This is a genomic window from Sinosporangium siamense (assembly GCF_016863435.1).
In the GTDB taxonomy this organism is placed as follows: Bacteria; Actinomycetota; Actinomycetes; order Streptosporangiales; family Streptosporangiaceae; genus Sinosporangium; species Sinosporangium siamense.
The window spans coordinates 55,937-73,531 of sequence record NZ_BOOW01000006.1 but is presented as its reverse complement, the minus strand read 5'-3'; the positions used below and the strand labels follow the sequence as shown (position 1 = coordinate 73,531).

General features: G+C 70.4%; 15 protein-coding genes. 10 read left to right on the top strand and 5 right to left on the bottom strand.

The window, feature by feature from the left end:
* Window positions 1–9: 9 nt before the first annotated feature.
* The 5 genes from Ssi02_RS02340 (at window position 10) to Ssi02_RS02320 (ending at window position 6,861) form a co-directional block, all read left to right on the top strand.
* Window positions 10–1,089, top strand: a complete 1,080-nt coding sequence (locus tag Ssi02_RS02340; RefSeq protein ID WP_204020551.1) for a hypothetical protein — start codon at window positions 10–12, stop codon at window positions 1,087–1,089.
* A 24-nt stretch (window positions 1,090–1,113) separates the two neighbouring features.
* Window positions 1,114–2,856, top strand: coding sequence for a hypothetical protein (locus Ssi02_RS02335; RefSeq protein ID WP_204020549.1), 1,743 nt, complete (start codon window positions 1,114–1,116; stop codon window positions 2,854–2,856).
* Window positions 2,853–4,118, top strand: a complete 1,266-nt coding sequence (locus Ssi02_RS02330; RefSeq protein WP_204020547.1) for a KH domain-containing protein — start codon at window positions 2,853–2,855, stop codon at window positions 4,116–4,118. Before Ssi02_RS02335 ends, Ssi02_RS02330 begins: the two co-directional genes overlap by 4 nt.
* Complete coding sequence (locus Ssi02_RS02325; protein WP_204020544.1) at window positions 4,115–6,052, top strand: vWA domain-containing protein; 1,938 nt, start codon at window positions 4,115–4,117, stop codon at window positions 6,050–6,052. Before Ssi02_RS02330 ends, Ssi02_RS02325 begins: the two co-directional genes overlap by 4 nt.
* A gap of 158 nt (window positions 6,053–6,210) precedes the next feature.
* Window positions 6,211–6,861, top strand: coding sequence for an isochorismatase family protein (locus Ssi02_RS02320; RefSeq protein ID WP_204020543.1), 651 nt, complete (start codon window positions 6,211–6,213; stop codon window positions 6,859–6,861).
* 228 nt (window positions 6,862–7,089) lie between these two features.
* Here the strand turns inward: Ssi02_RS02320 and metF are convergent, their stop codons facing one another.
* Window positions 7,090–8,001 (bottom strand): methylenetetrahydrofolate reductase [NAD(P)H], encoded by a 912-nt coding sequence (gene metF / locus Ssi02_RS02315; protein ID WP_204020541.1) that lies wholly within the window; start codon window positions 7,999–8,001, stop codon window positions 7,090–7,092.
* A gap of 231 nt (window positions 8,002–8,232) precedes the next feature.
* Between metF and Ssi02_RS02310 the strand changes: the two genes are divergently transcribed.
* Window positions 8,233–9,306, top strand: a complete 1,074-nt coding sequence (locus tag Ssi02_RS02310; protein WP_204020538.1) for a polyprenyl synthetase family protein — start codon at window positions 8,233–8,235, stop codon at window positions 9,304–9,306.
* Between the two features lie 203 nt (window positions 9,307–9,509).
* Here Ssi02_RS02310 and thiE read toward each other — a convergent pair whose 3' ends face one another.
* From thiE to Ssi02_RS02295, 3 genes are all read right to left on the bottom strand, one after another.
* Window positions 9,510–10,187, bottom strand: coding sequence for a thiamine phosphate synthase (gene thiE / locus Ssi02_RS02305; protein ID WP_239128536.1), 678 nt, complete (start codon window positions 10,185–10,187; stop codon window positions 9,510–9,512).
* Window positions 10,177–10,551, bottom strand: a complete 375-nt coding sequence (locus Ssi02_RS02300) for an Rv2175c family DNA-binding protein (RefSeq protein ID WP_204020537.1) — start codon at window positions 10,549–10,551, stop codon at window positions 10,177–10,179. Before Ssi02_RS02300 ends, thiE begins: the two co-directional genes overlap by 11 nt.
* Window positions 10,552–10,643: 92 nt before the next feature.
* Window positions 10,644–11,819, bottom strand: coding sequence for an NAD(P)/FAD-dependent oxidoreductase (locus Ssi02_RS02295; RefSeq protein WP_204020536.1), 1,176 nt, complete (start codon window positions 11,817–11,819; stop codon window positions 10,644–10,646).
* A 240-nt stretch (window positions 11,820–12,059) separates the two neighbouring features.
* Here Ssi02_RS02295 and thiO point away from each other — a divergent pair, with 240 nt between their 5' ends.
* The 4 genes from thiO (at window position 12,060) to pknB (ending at window position 16,264) form a co-directional block, all read left to right on the top strand.
* Entirely contained in the window at window positions 12,060–13,205 is a 1,146-nt protein-coding gene (thiO, locus tag Ssi02_RS02290; protein ID WP_204020535.1) for a glycine oxidase ThiO, read from the top strand.
* A complete protein-coding gene (gene thiS, locus Ssi02_RS02285; RefSeq protein WP_204020534.1) occupies window positions 13,202–13,402 on the top strand; it encodes a sulfur carrier protein ThiS in 201 nt (66 codons plus the stop codon). Before thiO ends, thiS begins: the two co-directional genes overlap by 4 nt.
* The gene (locus Ssi02_RS02280; RefSeq protein ID WP_204020533.1) at window positions 13,395–14,150 is read left to right on the top strand and encodes a thiazole synthase; all 756 of its coding nucleotides are present in this window, start codon (window positions 13,395–13,397) and stop codon (window positions 14,148–14,150) included. Before thiS ends, Ssi02_RS02280 begins: the two co-directional genes overlap by 8 nt.
* A 92-nt stretch (window positions 14,151–14,242) precedes the next feature.
* Entirely contained in the window at window positions 14,243–16,264 is a 2,022-nt protein-coding gene (pknB, locus tag Ssi02_RS02275) for a Stk1 family PASTA domain-containing Ser/Thr kinase (RefSeq protein ID WP_204020531.1), read from the top strand.
* 113 nt (window positions 16,265–16,377) lie between these two features.
* On the opposite strand, the gene Ssi02_RS02270 is transcribed toward pknB, so the two are convergent.
* Window positions 16,378–17,565: a glycerate kinase gene (locus Ssi02_RS02270; protein WP_239128535.1), complete on the bottom strand. Its 1,188-nt coding sequence runs from the start codon at window positions 17,563–17,565 to the stop codon at window positions 16,378–16,380.
* Window positions 17,566–17,595 lie beyond the last annotated feature (30 nt).

Here is a 17,595-nt window from a genome sequence, read left to right as displayed (position 1 = left end):
GCCAGAAGATTGAGCTATTTCGAGGGCCGGGTCGGCGAAGCCCTGTACGGCACCCCCGCCCGCCCCTCGCGATGGCACAAGACGGTCGAGGAAGACCTGTCGGGAAGCGTGCTGCGCGCCCTGGAGCTCGTGCGCGACCCGCTCGACGGCGATCGCGGACTCGCGGTCTACCACGTCGAGCTGGGCGGCGATCCGCTCGCGGAGGTGAGCCGCCTCGCGGCCCTCCCGCTCACGGACGCCGGCGCACTCGGTGCCCGCCTGCCGGCGGGCACCGCCCAAGCCGGGCCCGCGCGCCGCGCGCAGACGGTGTCCTTTGTCTCCTTCACCGGCTTTCCCGTCCCGGTCATGCCGGAGGAATACGCGGAATGGGACGCCGTCGACCAGTGGTTGTGGCTTCTCGCCTCCGCGACCCCGGTGGAGCGTTTTCCGCCCGACCCGAAAGACGAGTCTCTTTTCTCGGGGCGGGTGAGGTTGTCGGCAAGCTGGCGGGCGCTGGTGCTGCGGGACGGTGTGGCCTTTGTCGGCACGACCCCCGACCCGGGCGCGGAGGCGCATTTCCTGGCCGCCGCCCAGGTCTATGCGCACTCCCTTTATCTGGACACCGTGCTACTCGGCGCGATGCAGGTCACGACATACAACCGGCTGGCCAATCAATTGGCCGGCACCCAGACGCTCCGGCTGCGCCGCGGCACCCTGGCCGAATGGGAGGGACGCCTGATCACCGCGCGCAACACCGTGGGAATGGACACGATCACCACCCGGGGAAAAGGCAATGAGCTCCTGGAGCGTTACAGAGAGCAACACCGGGTCCCCCAGCTGATCGCGCACTTGACCGAGGGGCTCACCTCTTCCGCGCGTTACATCGAGGCCGCGGCGAGTCACGGCGTCGTCGCCGCACTCGGCCTTTTCACCTCGCTCGGGCTGCCCTTCGGCCTGGCCTACGCCGCGGGCGCGCTGTGGGGGGACGGGGGGCTCGGGCTTTTCCTCTGGTGCACGGCCGCGGCCGCCGCGACGGCGGTGCTGCTGACGGCCCTGCTCCCCCAAGTACGAAGTCTCGTGACGGACTTACTCAACGACCGATCCAGATGACCACGGGATCGGAAGGGCAGCTGAATGGCGCTGACGCAGTTATACCGCGATGCCTCCTTACGGCAGCGCATCTCCAAGACCTACGTGATCCTCGGGAGGCAGGCGGCCCAGATCGCCGAGCGCCTGGCCACCTCACCGCCGCCCCTGCCCCTGGTGGAGGGGCGCCCCTGCACCCTGCTCACCGACAAGAACCTCCCGGGCGCCGTGTGGATCGACACCGGACCGGTGTGGCTGTTCGGCCCGGCCGTGCGGGCACGGGTCGCCTCGGCGCTCGGCACCGCGGTGTCCCGGCTGGCCAAAAGGGTCGCCGAGCTCGGCGGCACCCTCGTGCCCGCGGCCTATGTGGCCGAGGAGGAGCAGCCGAAGGGCTGGCTCTCGCCGGATCTGCACGCCGTGGAGGTCCTCACCGACATGCAGCGCGAGCTGGTCACCAACCTGCTGCGCCAGCACTCCCCGTCACTGATCGCCCTGTCCGGCCGGGCGGCGCACGGCCCGCGCGGGGTGGATCCGCAGGGGTCGCGGCGGCTGGCCGACAGCTCGAACCAGCTCACCACCCGCTACATCACGTCGTTCTCCCAGGCTCATCTCAGCCGGGTCCAGGAGAACCTCCGCCGCTTCGAAGGCGTGTCCGACCTCGCCCTGATGGACGTCAATCCGCTGGGCGACAGCCGTACCGGACTGAGAAACGTCTCGGTGTCGCTCTTCGACGGGCAGACCCTGATCGGCACCACGATGGCACACGCGATCCTGCTCCAGGCGATCTCCATGAGGGCCCGGGCCATGGAGCGTATGGGGCGCAGGGTGGGTGCGATCCCGCATCGCATCGTCGATTTGAACCGGTCCAGGGCCATCGCCTCGGGACTGTCGGCCACGTTCCTCGTGGAGGCCGGTGACGGGCGGCCGGGCGGAAAGGCCGGGCGTTCCCCCGGGGAGCGGCAGGCCGGCGGCGAGGCGTTGAAGCTGTTCACGCAGCTCATCCCGGAGTTTCGCGCGCTGGACGTGCACTACGCGGAGCTCTCCCCGCTGCTGTCGGGGTTGGTGGGGTACGGCTCACGCCGGCCGGCGGTCAGAGGCGAGAACGACCTGATGCTCGTCTGGCGGAGAAAGACGTCCCACCGGCTTGAGCCGAAGGAGATGGGCCGCCTGCTGAGCGACCCCGCGTGGCTGACGACCGATCACGTGTCCGCCGCCAATCACCAGGCGGCCCCAGGACCTACCGCCCTCGTCGCCGCGGAGTGGACCGCGAGACTGGCCGGGGAGAAACCTACGCAGGACAGGCCCCCCAAGAAGGACAGCAGCTCCCCCCGGAAGACGGCCGATCCCGCGACGGAACTCTTCAACGCCCTGGAGAAAGCCGCCGCCGACCGGGAACCGGCGCCCTCCGAGCTGGCCGCCCTGCTCGACGGCTACTTCTCCCGGGGCGGCGACTACAACCTGAACCGCGCCATGCAGAAGCTCGACGGCGAACGTGCCAAGACGTTGCGCCGGATTCTGCGTCCGAACCGGGAAAGCACCGTGCGGGCGGCTGTGGCCGCGCCTTGGGACCGGCTGTTCGGCATCGCCAGGAAGCGGCAGATCGCGCTGCTCGTCTCCGACGTGCCCGCCGCGGACGCCGACGCGGCGCAGAGCTCGATCCAGGAAGGCCGGCGGTCCTGCCCCGGCGACCTCCGTTTCCTGCTGCTGTCCTCGGCGAGATATCGCGGTGACGGCGGCGGGCGCGCCACGTGCGAAATCCTCATCGTCCAGCGTGAAGGGCGCCAGGAATGACCGACACGGTTCCCGTCATGCTCGATCTGCGTGACTTCACCGCGCCGATGAAAACCGCGGGCGACTACATCGCCCTGTGGGCCGAGATCGAGCCCACGCTGTTCACTGTGGATCCGCAGGAGGAGCGGGTCGTTCACCTCGGCTGCGGCGACCGGGGCACAATCGGGGTGCGTTTCCTGTCCCCCGGCCACAATCCGCGCGCCTTCCGGCTCGACACCCGCTTCGCCGTACACGGGGTGCTGGAAAAGCCGCAGGTGCTCTACGCCTGCGACACCTGCCAGACCTCCGGGGCGACGGTCTACGGGCCGTTCACCTGCAAGCCGTGCGCGGACGGCGGCAAACCCGGCCGCATCTGCGACGACCACGTGACGATCCTGGACGGAGGTTTCCACGCCCGCTGCCCCGCGCACACCCCGCGGTGCCAGGAGTGCGGCGGCCGTGCCTCCTTCTGGTGCGAGGGGCGCAAATGCGCCCGCAAGCAGGCGTGGTGTGACCGGCACCGGCGGCGGCACCCCGGCGACGCGGCCATGTCGTATTGCCCGCCGTGTTACGCGGACCGTTTTCCCGGCTGTGCCGTACGGAACTGCCAGAAGATCGGGCACCTCCGCTGCGACCACGTGCACGAGCGGAACAAGGAGGACTGCGGGCGCCGCATCTGCGCCCACCACGCGGAGCGGTGGCAGATCTACGGCTTCGGCCCCCGCAGCCGGCGCGGCCTCGTGCTCTGTCCCCCGCACAGCGCCGACCTGCGGTCCCTGTCCCGGCACAGCCTCGTCTTCCAGATCATCGCCGGAACCGCCGCGCGGCGCCGGCGGGGTTCACGCGGGCAGGCGACCGGGCTTCCGCACCTGTCGTCCGTGCGGCACATCTTCATCAACGTCCGCGAGGAGGCGCTCGACCTGTCCGTGCTCAGCAACCTGTTCGACGATGTACGGCGCAGCCTCGCCTCGCACGGCCGGGACGCGGAGCTGGCGAAGCTGATCGACGGCGCCGCCGACCGCCGCAGGCAGGACATTCGCCGGTGGGAGGAGCAGCAGAAGACCGGCCGTGAGCTTTTCGGCAGGCTGGTGCAGGTCCTCAGGAACGACGGCAAGAAGGAATTGGCGGCGAAGGTTCGTTTCTCCAGTTTCCAGGCCGCCAGCAAGAAGCTTTTCGTCCACGTCCCTCCCGAGCTCTTAGGCCGTTTCATCGGCACGAAGGGCGCCGGCGTCAAACGCCTCGGCGAACAGCTCGGAGTCTCAGTGGAGTGGGAGAAGCGATGAATGGCACAGTGCTCTCCGCCCGGACCTGCCAGGTCGCCGTCGTCGGCGGCGAAGGGCTCGTCTCAGGGCAGCGTGTCGGGGTGAATCCGCTGGTCGCACGCCGGGCGAGCGCCGGGCTGCTGCTCCCGTTCGGCGAGGAGTCGCAGGCCAGGCCGGTGCGGCTGGTCGCGGTCCCCGAGGTGCCCGAGCGGGGCATCGCGATCTCGGAGGCCCTGGCCCGGGAGACCGGCGTGGCCGACGACGGCGAGGAGTGGGAACTGCGTCTGCGGGAACCCACGCCCGCCGCCTCCATCGTGCTCGAACCGAAGGTGGACATCGTGGTCGACGACGCGGTGCGGCAACTGCGCGCGTCGACCTCGCTCGACGGGCGGCTCTTCTTCGCCGCTCCTGCGAAGGGCACCGGGGCGGCCTGGCTCGACCTGCAGGGTGTGCCCTACCGGGTGCGCGACGTCAGCGACGCCCGCGGCAATCCCTTGCGGGGACTCGTGAAGATCGACACCACGACCCAGGTGGAGCTGTTCGTCTCCGGCGCGAGGGCCGGCGTCGACATCGTGATCCTCGCCGACTGCAGCGCGTCGATGTCGTGGAGCGACGTGCCTACCCCGGGCGAGACGCTGCGGGGTTCGGCGGCCAGGCACGCCTACATGACCCGCATGGACGCCTTGAAGCGGGCGCTGCGCCAGATGGCCGAGAGCCGCATGCAGGTGGGGGGCCGGGTGGCGCGGCTGGCGATGGTGCGCTTCACCACGCGGTCCACCACGGTGTTCCCCGTAGGCGGGGGCATGGAGGAGCTCGGGACCACCGACGACGACGAGAGCCTGCGCAAGTTCAAAGTAGCCGTCGGAAAGCTGCGGCCGGAGGACGCGAGCACCGACATCGGCCAGGCCATCGGCTATGCGGGTGATCTGCTCGATACGTATGGCCTGCCGTACAACGACCGTCTCATCGTGCTGGTCAGCGACGGGGCGGACTGGAACGAGAAGGGCGTGGAGAAGACCGGCGAGGTGCTCGCGGTGAGGGCCGACGCGGTCTCCCTGACACAGGAGCTCCACGAGACGCAGAACGTGCGGCTGCACGCGCTCGGCATCAGCGACGAGGAGCAGTTCTTCAAGTGGTGGCGGCAGTCCCCCGAGCGCAACTACGAACCCGCGGCCAGCCTCATCCCCAACCACCGTCTGCTGCGCAGGATCGTCGAGGAGGGCGGCGGGGACGCGAGCCGGATCGGCGGTGTGGACGTCCTGGAGGAATATTTCAGCATGCTGGGCGCGGGCGTGACCCGCTCGATCGGGCGTCCCCGGCCCGAGGTGCTTCCCCCGGCGCAGCGCGGCATCGCGGCGTTGTTCCCCGAGCGGCGGCGGCTCGTGGTCACCAAGGAGGAGACGCGCCTCAAGGAGGTGGCCGAGCGCATCCAGCAGCTCTACGGCGCGTGTGTGCTGGCGTCGGCGAACCGCACCGGCCAGTCGATCTATCGCAGCACCTCCGACCCGATGGCGCTGCTGACCATCGGCAACGCCGTCAGCTCGCGCGACACGTTCAACGCGTGGGTTCTGCGAATGGACCAGATCTTTCACGAGCGTCTGGACAGCAGATTGCGAAAGCGCGAACCCGACGAGGATTACGACGTGCCCGGAATGCACGAGATCATCTGGGATGGGAAGCTGGAGAACATTCACATGCTTCGCATCAGCGTGGCCCACGACACGCCCGGCAGGAACAACAAGAACCAGGCGGCCGAGCATCGGAAGAAGATCGGCGATCTTCTCGTCTCGGTCACGGGGCGTTATCACCTCATGGACGACGACGCCGCGGGGTGGGGCCGCCTGCAACTGCATCTCATGGAAGAGCTCAGCGACATGCTGACGAAGCTGGAGAGCACCATCAATTCCGCACCTAAAAAAGCTCAGGATGGGATAAAGATTTTAGGCTTCAACTAAACTTGCCACCAGGACTATGGGGATGAAATCCCTCGCGACCGGCACCAGATCCATATCAATGGTTAAGCCCATAAAGGTGGATATAAGGGCATATCGCGGAAAGAATGGTCGGACCAGTAGAGAACACGTGCGACACCTGACCTCACGTGGAGCATCCCATGGCAACCGAGTACGACTACCCGACCCACCGCCTCAGCCCCGAGAACACCGCCATACTGCTCGTGGACCACCAGACCGGGCTCCTCGTCGGTGTCCAGGACCACCCGCTCGACGAGATCATCCGCAACGCCCTGGCCCTGGCGCGGGCCGGAAAGGTGTTCGACATCCCGGTCGTGGCGTCGACGTCGGCGCAGACCGGCCCCAACGGCCCTCTGCTGCCCGAGCTGATGGCCGAGCTCCCCGAGGGCACGCCCGTCATCCACCGCACCGGCGAGGTGGACGCCTTCGACGACCCGGCCTTCGACGACGCCGTCCGCGCGGCCGACCGCCCCAACCTCGTCGTCGCCGGCGTGATCACCGACGTGTGCCTGATGTTCGCGTCGCTGTCGGCACGGGCCCGCGGCTACAACGTGCACGCGGTCATCGACGCCTCGGGCACGACCAACACCCTCGCCCGCGAGACCTCCGTCGTGCGGCTCGCCGACGCCGGGGTCGTGCTCAACTCGACCGTGGGCGTGATCTCCGAGCTGCTGCGCGACTGGAAGACCGGCGGGGGCGCCGGCACCGCCGATATCTTCGGCCACCTGGCCATGCCGTTCTACGGCGCCGTGACCGCGAGCCACGCCGCCGCCAAGTCCGCAGGCGGCTAGAGGAGAGCAGGGATACGGCGAAGCCGGGACGGCCCGGCAGGAAGATCGGGTACGGCAGAGCCGGAGCGGCCCGGCCCTCCAGGCGAAGCCGGAGCGGCCCGGCGGCCGGCCTCCCAGGGAGATCACGATTACGGCGAAGCCGGAATGCCCTTGCGCCCGGCCCCTAGCCGCACGTCACGGGCTTCCCGGCGAGCCACACCTCATGCCCCGCCGGGACGGAGAACGCCCCTAGACCCTAGAGGTGCCCGCCACCGGGACGGGCTGGATGAGCTGGAACACCTCACGCGTCGCACTCGACTTGTTGAAGGTGATGAAGTGCAGACCGGGCGCCCCCTCGTCGAGGAGGGTCTGCGACAACTCTGCAGCGTGCTCGATGCCGAGCTGCCGCACGGCGGCCGGGTCGTGGGCCACCGCCTCGAACCGGCGGGCCACGTCGGCCGGGAACGGCGCGCCGGAGAGCTGCTCCGACCTCGCGATCGTGCTCATCTGGGTGACGGGCATGAGACCGGGGATGATCGGCGTGTCACACCCGGCGGCGGCGACCCGGTCGCGCAGGCGCAGGTAGTCGTCGGCGCGGAAGAACATCTGAGTGATCGCGTAATCCGCCCCGGCGCGGCACTTGCGCACGAAGTAGTCGGTGTCAGCCTCGATCGTCGACGACCGCGGGTGCTTGTAGGGGAACGCGGCCACCCCCACACAGAAGTCGCCCGACTGCCTGATCAGCCGGACGAGGTCCTCGGCGTAAAGCACGCCATCGGGATGGCGCACCCATTCGCCCATGGGGTCGCCGGGCGGATCGCCGCGCACCGCGAGGATGTTGCGCACCCCCGCGTCGGCGAAGCGGCCGATGAGGTGGCGCAGCTCGCGGACGGAGTGGTTGACGGCGGTGAAGTGGGCCACCGGCGTGAGGGTGGTCGAGTGGGCGATGCGCTCGACGATGTCGACGGTGCGGTCGCGCGTGCCGCCTCCTGCGCCGTAGGTCACCGACACGAACGTCGGGCTGAGGGCCTCAAGCTCGCGGATGGCCCTCCAGAGCCGCTTCTCGCCGTCGTCGGACTTGGGCGGGAAGAACTCGAAGGAGAACGTGCGGTCACCGGAGGCGAGCATCTCGCGGACGGTGGGAACCCGGCCTGGCATCATCGAGGGGCGACCCAAAGACATGCCTCAAGGCTACAGGGCCGGGCGCGCGGTGCGGCGTGATCGCGTGCGCCGGTCCCAAGTCGCCGACCGGCCCTCCTCGGCCATCGGGTAAAGTCACACGGAAGGCGTTTGAAGGAGGAAACTCCGCTTCGCCTTACCTTCTACACGCTTTTCCTGCAAATAGCACACCATGCCATCTTAATGTAAGGCCCCGGCCGTTAATCTCATCTCATGACCACTTCCGCCGCAGCCAGCACTCTGGTCGAACTCCGAGCCGGAGTTGATCACTCCCTAAGGGAGTTCCTCAACCGGCAGCGTCCGCAATTCGGCTCCCCGGATCTCGCCCCCCTGTTGTCCGCCGCGGAGGATTTCCTCGCGGGCGGCAAGAGGCTGCGACCCGCGTTCTGCTATTGGGGCTGGCGGGGGGCCGGTGGCGCCGACTGCCCCGAGCTCATCACCGCCGCGGCCTCGATGGAGCTGCTCCAGGCGAGCGCGCTGGTGCACGACGACGTGATGGACGCGAGCGACATGCGCCGCGGCATGCTCTCGGCCCACCGGCGCTTCCAGCGGCTGCACGAGAAGGCGGGCTGGCACGGCTCCTCCGAGCAGTTCGGTGAGGGCGCCGCCATCCTGCTCGGCAACACGATGTTGATCTGGTCCGGGGAGATGTGGCGCACCAGCGGGCTGCCGGAGGAGGCTCTGGCCGCCGCCCAGCCGGTGCACGACCACATGCGCACCGAGCTGATGTGCGGGCAATACCTCGATCTCCTGGAGCAGGCCCACGGCGAGGGCACCTTCGAGTCGGCGCTGCGGGTGGCACTGCACAAGAGCGGCAAATACTCGGTGGAGCAGCCCTTGCGCCTCGGCCTCGTGCTGGCCGCGCGGGCCCAGGAGCCGTGGATCGACGAGGTCTGCGTGAACTTCGGGCAGAAGGTGGGCATCGCCTTCCAGCTACGCGACGACGTGCTCGGCGTGTTCGGCGACCCGGCCGAGACCGGCAAACCGGCGGGCGACGACCTGCGCGAGGGCAAGCGCACCATGCTGATCGCGCGCACGCTCGCCGCGGCCACCGCCGCTCAGGCGGAGGTCGTACGGAAGCTCCTCGGCGACCCCGCGCTCGACGCCGAGGGCGTGCTGGCGCTCCGCGAGATCATCGTGTCGACCGGCGCGCTGGCCGACTGCGAGGACATGATCAGCCGCTATCTGGACGAGGCGCTGACCTCCCTGGCCGCCTCCCCGATCACGGCCGAGGCGCGCAGCGCCCTGGCCGACCTCGCGGTGGCCGCCACGAGCCGCAGGACCTGACGCCCGGGGCCGGGCGGCGCGGGCCTACCGGAAGCGAGATCACGCGCGGGCCTTCGCCGTGCGCCGAGGCGGGGTCATGCGCGGTGCCGGGGCTCGGCGGGCTTCGCCGTACCCCGCCCGGCGGGGCGTGCCCGGAGCCGGGCCCGCGAAAGGGGTCGTGGCCCTGCCCGCCCGGATGAGGACGGCCAGGGCCGGGAAAAGGGTCAGTTCACGGCCAGGCGCCGGGCGAACTCCGCGGCCGCGGCCCCGGGATCGTCCGCCTCGGTGATGGCCCGGACGACGACGATCCGCCGTGCGCCGCAGGCGAGCACCTCCGCGAGATTCCCGAGGTCGATGCCGCCGATGGCGAACCACGGACGGTCACCGGGCTCTGCAGCCGCGCTCTTGAGCAGCCCGAGGCCGGGTGCGTGACGCCCCGGCTTGGTCGGAGTGGGCCACAGCGGACCGCAGCAGTAGTAGTCGACGCCCGGTTCGGACGCGGCGGCGGCCACCTCCGCCTCCGAGTGGGTCGACCGGCCGATGACGATGTCGGGCCCGAGCATGTCGCGCACCACCGGCACCGGCAGGTCGTCCTGCCCGAGATGCAGGACGTCCGGGCGTACGGCATAAGCCACGTCGGCCCTGTCGTTCACGGCGAGCAGGGCGCCGTGCCGGTCGCATGCGTCGCGGAACACCTCGAGGAGCTCGATCTCCTCGCGCGCCTCCAGCCCCTTCTCCCGCAGTTGCACGATGTCCACGCCGCCGCCGAGGGCGGCGTCGAGGAACTCGGCGAGGTCGCCGCGGTCGCGGCGGCCGTCGGTGCAGAGGTAGAGGCGGGCCGTGGCGAGGCGCGCGCGAAGCCGGCTGCGGGCCACGGGGTCCGGAGCGAGGTCAGAAGGCAAGGGCCTGCGCCCTGCGCTTGACCTCGGTATGGCGGCCGGCCACGATCGCCTCCACCGGGGCTCCCGGTAGAGACTCGTCCGGTGTGAAGAGCCAGCGGAGGGATTCGACGTCGTCGTAACCCGCGTCCGCCAGCACCGTCAACGTGCCGGGCAGTCCCTTCACCACGTCCTCACCCGCGATGAACACCGCAGGGACCTGGGGTTCGCCCTTTTCTCGGCGAACCCCTATGAGTTTGCGGTCCTTGATGAGCTGCTTGGCCCGACCGGCGCTAAGGCCGAGTCGTTTCGCCACTTCCGACAGCGGGAGCCACTCTCCCACGAGCTGGTCGGTCTCACGATCGATCTGTGCAACAGAAAGCGTCACGAACCCACCACTACCACATCGGGCCTCGTACCAAACACCCCAAGGGCCGGTCCCGGGCCCCATTTCACATTAAATCCGTCCAGGTCACCGGCTTAGGTGACGGTACAGTCACGCAGAGCAACCGAAGAGTCGGTCACCCGGCGGACGTCGAGCCGCTGCCCGCTCTCCACGATGCGCCGCCCCTGCACAAGATCACGCGGCCGGTCCACGGTGAGCAGAGCGGCCAGCCGGTCGTCGTCGGTCAGCCAGCACAGGGTCCAGGTGGCGTCACGTTCTGGATCACCGCGCCGGACCAGCCGGGCCCCGACGTGATAGCCGGCATATTGCACCATGTGGCGGAACTGCTCGGACCAGAAGTAGGGCACCGGGTCGTAGACCGCGTTCTCCCCCAGCAGGGTCGCGGCCGCGACCTCGGGCGCGTTGAGCGCGGTGTCCCAGTGCTCCACCCGCAGCCTTGTGGCGAAGCGGCGCGACCACCAGGCGGCGCAGTCGCCCACCGCTACGACGCCGGGGAGTGAGGTGGCGAGGTGCTCGTCGGCTACCACGCCGTCCTCCACCGCGATCTCCGAGCCCGTGAGCCAGTCGACCGAGGGCCTCACGCCGACGCCGGCGAGCACCACGTCGGCCTCCAGCGTGCCGCCGCCGGCCAGTGTCAGGCCGCCGGGGTCCACGGAGGCCACCCGTTCACCGAGGCGCAGGTCGATGCCCGCCTCGGCGTACCACGGGGCGGTGTAGCGGCCGGCCTCGGGGCCCAGCGCGACCGACAGCGGCGAGTCGCCCGCCTCGACCACGACCACCTCGCAGCCGGCTCTGCGGGCCGCGGTCGCGACTTCAGCCCCGATCCAGCCCGCGCCCACGACGGCCAGCCGGACGCCGGGGGCGAACAGCGCGCGTAGCGCCAGTGCGTCGTCAATGGTGCGCAACACATGCTGATCGCCTTCGCCGCGCAATCTCACGGGGACCGCGCCGGTCGCGAGAACGAGCCCGTCATACGGGATCTCGCCCTCGGTCGTCTCCAGCACCCCGTCGCGCAGGCCTTTGGCCGCCACGCCTGTGCGCAGGGTCACATTCATAGCGTCGAGATCCGACTCGACCTTCGTGGAGTCGCTTTCGCCCAGCAGCACCGCTTTGGAGAGCGGCGGCCGATCATATGGACGATGCGGCTCTTCCCCGATCAACGTGATGCTTCCCTGGTATCCGCGTGCCCGCAGCGCCTCCACACTTCGTACGCCTGCCAGCCCCGCGCCCACCACCACGACATGATTCACATCTCTTGACCCTAGTTGCGAACCCCGCCCGCACCAACGGGTGGGTCGTAACAAATGCTGGTAGCTCAGCGCACAACCACCGATGACCGCATTGTGCAAGTGCTTCGGGCGTGGTCGTAGTCTGGGAACGGAACAACGCGCGGGAGTCCGGCCGTACCGGGCTGAGAGGAAGGCTACGCCGGCCTTCGACCGCCAACAGACCTGATCCGGATCATGCCGGCGAAGGGAGCGGAACTACATATGCCTTCAATCTCCCCCCGATCCCCCGACGTGCTCGTGCTCGGAGGCGGGATCATCGGGCTGTCCACCGCCTGGCGGGCCGCCCGGCAGGGCCTCACGACCACGGTCGTGGACCCCGCGCCGGGGCGGGGCGCGACACACGCGGCGGCGGGCATGCTCGCCCCCGTCAGCGAGGTGACCTACACCGAGGAGCCCCTGCTGCGCCTGGGCCTGGCCTCCCTGGCCAGGTGGCCGGAGTTCGCCGCAGAGCTCGAGGCCGCGAGCGGGCACGAGGTCGACTACCGCACCGACGGGATGCTCGATGTGGCCTTCGGCCCCGACGACCTGACCGCCCTCGACGACCTGGCCGTCTTCCTCGACAAGCTCGGCCTCCCGTTCGAACGGCTGACCGGCCGCGAGTGCCGCCGCCTGGAGCCCATGCTCGCCCCCTCGGTCCGCGGCGGCCTGCTGGCCCGAGGCGACGCCTGGGTGGACCCGCGCCGCGTCACCGCCGCGCTGCTCGCCGCCCTCGACCGCCTCGGTGTGGAGGTCGTACGGCGGAGCGCGGCCGAGCTCGTGCCCGGCGAGAGCGGCCGGAGCGTGCGCCTGGACGACGGCGAGATCGTGACCGCCGAGCGGATCGTGCTGGCCGCGGGAGCCTGGAGCGGAGCGCTCCAAGGGCTGCCGCCCGGCCTTATGCCGCCGGTGCGGCCGGTCAAGGGCCAGATCATGCGGCTGCGCTCGCCCGCCCCGCTGCTCGGCCACTGCGTGCGGGGCACCGTACACGGCTCCCCTGTCTACCTCGTGCCGCGCGGCGACGGCGAGATCGTCCTCGGCGCGACGCAGGAGGAGATGGGCTTCGACACCCGGGTGACCGCCGGGGGCCTGTGGGAATTGCTGCGCGACGCCCGCGAGCTGGTGCCAGGAGTGACCGAACTGGAGATGTGCGACGTGGTGGCGGGCCTGCGCCCCGGCACGCCGGACAACCTCCCCATGATCGGCCGTACGGCACTGCCCGGCCTGCTTATGGCGACCGGCCACCACCGGGGCGGCGTGCTGCTCGCCCCGCTGACGGCCGACCTGCTCTTCGGGGACCCGCTCTTCGGAGACGGCGACGGGGCCCTGGCCTCGGCGTGCTCCCCCGACCGCTTCAAGGGATACGTATGAATGTGACGATCAACGGTGAGGCACGCGACGTGCCCGCCGGGGCCACAGTGGCCGACGCCGTACTCAGCCTGACGAACGCGACCAGCGGCATCGCCGTGGCCGTGAACGACGAGGTGATCCGGCGGAGCGCCTGGGAGGCGACCGAGTTGACCGAGCAGGACAAGATCGAGGTGCTCACGGCGGTGCAAGGTGGATGAGCTCGTCATCGCCGGGGAGAAGTTCTCCTCGCGTCTGATCATGGGCACCGGCGGGGCGCCCTCCCTGGAGGTGCTCGACCAGGCGCTCGTCGCCTCCGGCACCGAGCTGACCACGGTCGCGATGCGGCGGCTGGACCCGGGCGCCCCGGGCTCCGTGCTCGACGTACTGCGGCGCAGGGACATCAAGGTGCTGCCGAACACCGCCGGGTGCTACACGGCGGGCGAGGCGGTGCTGACGGCGCGGCTCGCCCGCGAGGCGCTCGGCACGCCGTGGGTCAAGCTGGAGGTCATCGCCGACGAGCGCACCCTGCTGCCCGACCCCATCGAGACCTTCGACGCGGCCGAGCGGCTCGTGGCCGACGGGTTCGTCGTGCTGCCGTACATCGGGGACGACCCGGCGCTGGCGCGGCGGCTTGAGCAGGCCGGGTGCGCGGCGGTCATGCCGCTCGGCGCGCCGATCGGCTCCGGTCTCGGCATCCGCAATCCGCACAACATCGAGTTGATCGTGGAGGCGGCCTCGGTGCCCGTCATCCTCGACGCCGGCATCGGCACGGCGAGCGACGCCGCGCTCGCCATGGAGCTCGGGTGCGACGCGGTGCTTCTGGCGACGGCGGTGACGCGGGCGCAGCGGCCGGAGGTCATGGCGTCCGCCATGCGCGGGGCGGTCGAGGCCGGCCGGCTGGCGCGCCTCGCCGGACGTATACCGAAGCGTCGGTACGCCGAAGCGTCGTCACCAATGTCTAAGTAACTGCTTCTTTGACGGATTTTGAGGGAACAGGCTTGGCATCGCTTTGATGGTGCCGGGCCTTTCCCTCGTCGAAACGCCCGTAAACTCGGGGCGTGGACACGACCGATGCCGACGCCCTCGTCGGGCGACTCCTCGATGGGCGTTACCGCGTCGAATCGCGTCTCGCCCACGGCGGCATGGCGACGGTCTACCTCGCACTTGACGTCCGACTCGACCGCACGGTCGCGCTGAAGGTCATGCACGGCACCCTGTCTGCCGACCCCAGCTTCGTCCGGCGCTTCATCGGCGAGGCGAAATCCGTGGCCAGCCTCTCCCATCCCAACATCGTGCAGGTCTTCGACCAGGGCACAGACGGCTCGACGGTCTACCTGTCGATGGAATACGTGCCGGGGCGCACCCTGCGCGACGTGCTGCGCGGCCGGGGGCGGCTGCCCGCCCGCGACGCGCTGGAGCTCATGATCCCGGTGCTGGCCGCCCTCGGGTCCGCCCACCAGGCGGGACTGGTGCACCGGGACGTGAAGCCGGAAAACGTGCTGCTGGCCGAGGACGGCCGGGTCAAGGTGGTGGACTTCGGCCTGGCCCGGGCCATCGCCTCCTCCAACCAGACGCGCACCGGCCTGATGATCGGCACCATCGGCTACATGTCGCCCGAGCAGGTCACCACCGGGGTCGTCGACGCGCGCAGCGACGTCTACGCCGCGGGCGTCATGCTCTTCGAGCTGCTGACCGGCCGCCAGCCCTATGAGGGCGAGTCGCCCATGGCGATCGCCTACAAGCATGTGCACGACGAGGTGCCGGCGCCCTCGTCGATCGTGCCCGACCTGCCGCCGATCGTCGACGCGCTGGTGGCCCAGTCCACCGCGCGCGAGGCCGAGGACCGCTTCGCCGACGCCACCGCCATGCTCGTCGCCTCGGTGGAGGCCCACCGCACCCTCCCGGCGGGGGGAAGCGGGGTCCGGGCCTTCTACCAGCCCAACCCCAACCGCTCCTCCGCCGGCTCCCCCGGTCCCTCCGGGTCCCCCGGCTCATCCGGCTCCGGGGCGGAGCCGCCGGGCCGTTCCGGGGCGCCCAAGCCGCCGCCCGGTGTCGTGCCCAACCAGACGCTCATCCAGCCGAAGGCCGCCGTGCTCGCCGCGGGCACCGCCCCCGCGGGCAGGTCCGCCGACAAGTCGGGCAGGTCCGCGGAGAAGGCGGGCAAGCCCAAGTTCAAGCCGCACTGGTTCCTCATCGGCCTCGCCGTGGTCATGGTGATCGGCATGGGCATCACCGGCGTGTGGCTCGCCCAGGAGGACCCGGTCAAGGTGCCCGAGCTCATGGGCAAGACCCTCACCGTCGCCAAGGGCGAGGCGGCCAAGGTGGGACTGACCGTCGAGGTGCTCCAGTCCGAGCACGACAACAAGATCACCGAGGGCAAGGTGCTGCGCACCGATCCCGCGGCCGGGGCCGAGGTCGACGCCGGCTCCACCATCAAGCTGGTGCCCTCCCTGGGGCCCGTCCGCGTGATCGTGCCCAACGTCGCCGGCCTGAGCGAGGCCGAGGCCAGGACGGCGATCGCCAACGCGGGCCTGACGATCGACGAGATCAAGCGCATCGCCGACAAGGCGGTGCCGCGGGACAAGGTCATCCGTTCCAGCCCCCAGATCGGCACCAAGGTCCGCAAGGGCGGCAGGATCGACCTGGTGCTGAGCGCCGGCCTCGTCATGCCCGACGTGACCGGCATGCTCCGTGAGCAGGCCGAGACGACCCTCCGCGAAGCCGGCTTCCAGGTCAACGTCGTCGAGCAGATCGACGACGCCCAGCCCGGCACCGTCATCGCCCAGTCCCCACCCGCCAAGGCCGAGGTCAACCCCGGCGACACGGCCAACCTCACCGTGTCCAAGAGCGACAACTTCCAATGGCCGTGGGATCAGGACGACGACGACTCCATCGAGGGCTTCGTCACGATTCCCAATGTGATGCACAAGAACGTGCAGGACGCCCAGACCGAGCTCCAGACCGCCGGCCTCAAGGTCAAAACCCGCAAGATCGCACATGGCGGCTCGGGCCTGGTCAAAGCCCAGCGCCCCCTGGCCGGCGCGGTTCCACCGGGCACGGAGATCTGGATCTGGCACTGAGCTTTTCCGGCCCGGCCTCGCTCTACGGCGCGGCCGGGCCGTTTGCTGTGCTCAGGGCTTTGTTGTGCTCAGGGCTTTGGCGCACTCGGGGGGCGTCTCAAAACCCTAGAGGGTTACCGCGTGGCGGTGTGCTCCTCCCAGAGGCGGCCGGCGAGGCGGCGCAGCAAAGGTCCCGCCTCGGTCAGATAGCGGGAGGGGTCGGGGGCGGGCGGGGTGTCCAGAGGCAGGTCGACGAGAGCGTAGGCGGCCTGGAAACCCGCGGCGTGCAGGTCGGCGGCCGGCAGGTCGCAGCGGCCGCAGATCGCCACCACCGGCACGCCCGCCTTGGCCGCCGCCTTGGCCACTCCGGCGGGGGCCTTGCCGCGCACGGTCTGCTCGTCGAGGGCACCCTCTCCGGTGATCACCAGGCGGGCCCCTGCCAGGTGGGAGTCGAAGTCGACCAGGTCGAGAAAGTAGTCGATGCCCGGCCGGAGCTCGGCGTGGAGGAAGGCGAGGGCCGCGAACCCCACACCCCCCGCGGCACCCGAGCCGGGCTGCCCCGCGACGCCCATCGGCCGCACCCTGCCGTCGTGCTCGACCGCGCCGACCAGCCCGTGCGTGTGAGCGCACACCGCGGCGAACCTCGCCAGCCCGGCCTCCAGCACCGCCACGTCCTCGGCCGCGGCCCCCTTCTGCGGCGCGTACACCGCCGCGGCCCCATGCGGCCCGAGCAGCGGGTTGTCGACGTCGGCGGCCACGACGACCTCCACACCCGACAGGTCGAGGAATCCGCTCATGTCGATCCGGTCGAGGTCGCGGAGAGCCGCCCCGCCCGGCGGCACCTCCGAACCGTCCGCCGCCAGCAGCCGCGCACCCAGCGCGCTCACCAGCCCCGCTCCCCCGTCGGTCGAAGCACTCCCGCCGAGCCCGAGGACGACCCGCCGCGCGCCGTGCCGTACGGCATGAGCCACCAGCTCGCCCGTGCCCCGGCTCGTGGCTGTGAGCGCCGCCGGAGCACCGCGCAGACGCCGCAGCCCGGACGCCTCGGCCAGCTCGATCACCGCGATCGGCTCCACGGGATGCCGGGCATAGGCCGCGAGAACCACCTCACCGGTCGGCCCCGTCACCTCCACCTCGACCCGGGCGAACCCCGATGCCACAACCGCGTCGACCGTGCCGTCCCCACCGTCGGCGACCGGGAGCACAACCGTGGGCACCCCATCTCCAAGCCCGGCCACCACGTGCTCAGCCGCCTCGGCCGCGCTCAACGACCCCCGGAACTTGTCCGGGGCGACAACCACATGTCCGGATGACTCGACCAACACCCGCTCCTAGACCTTGCGTCGTTCAGT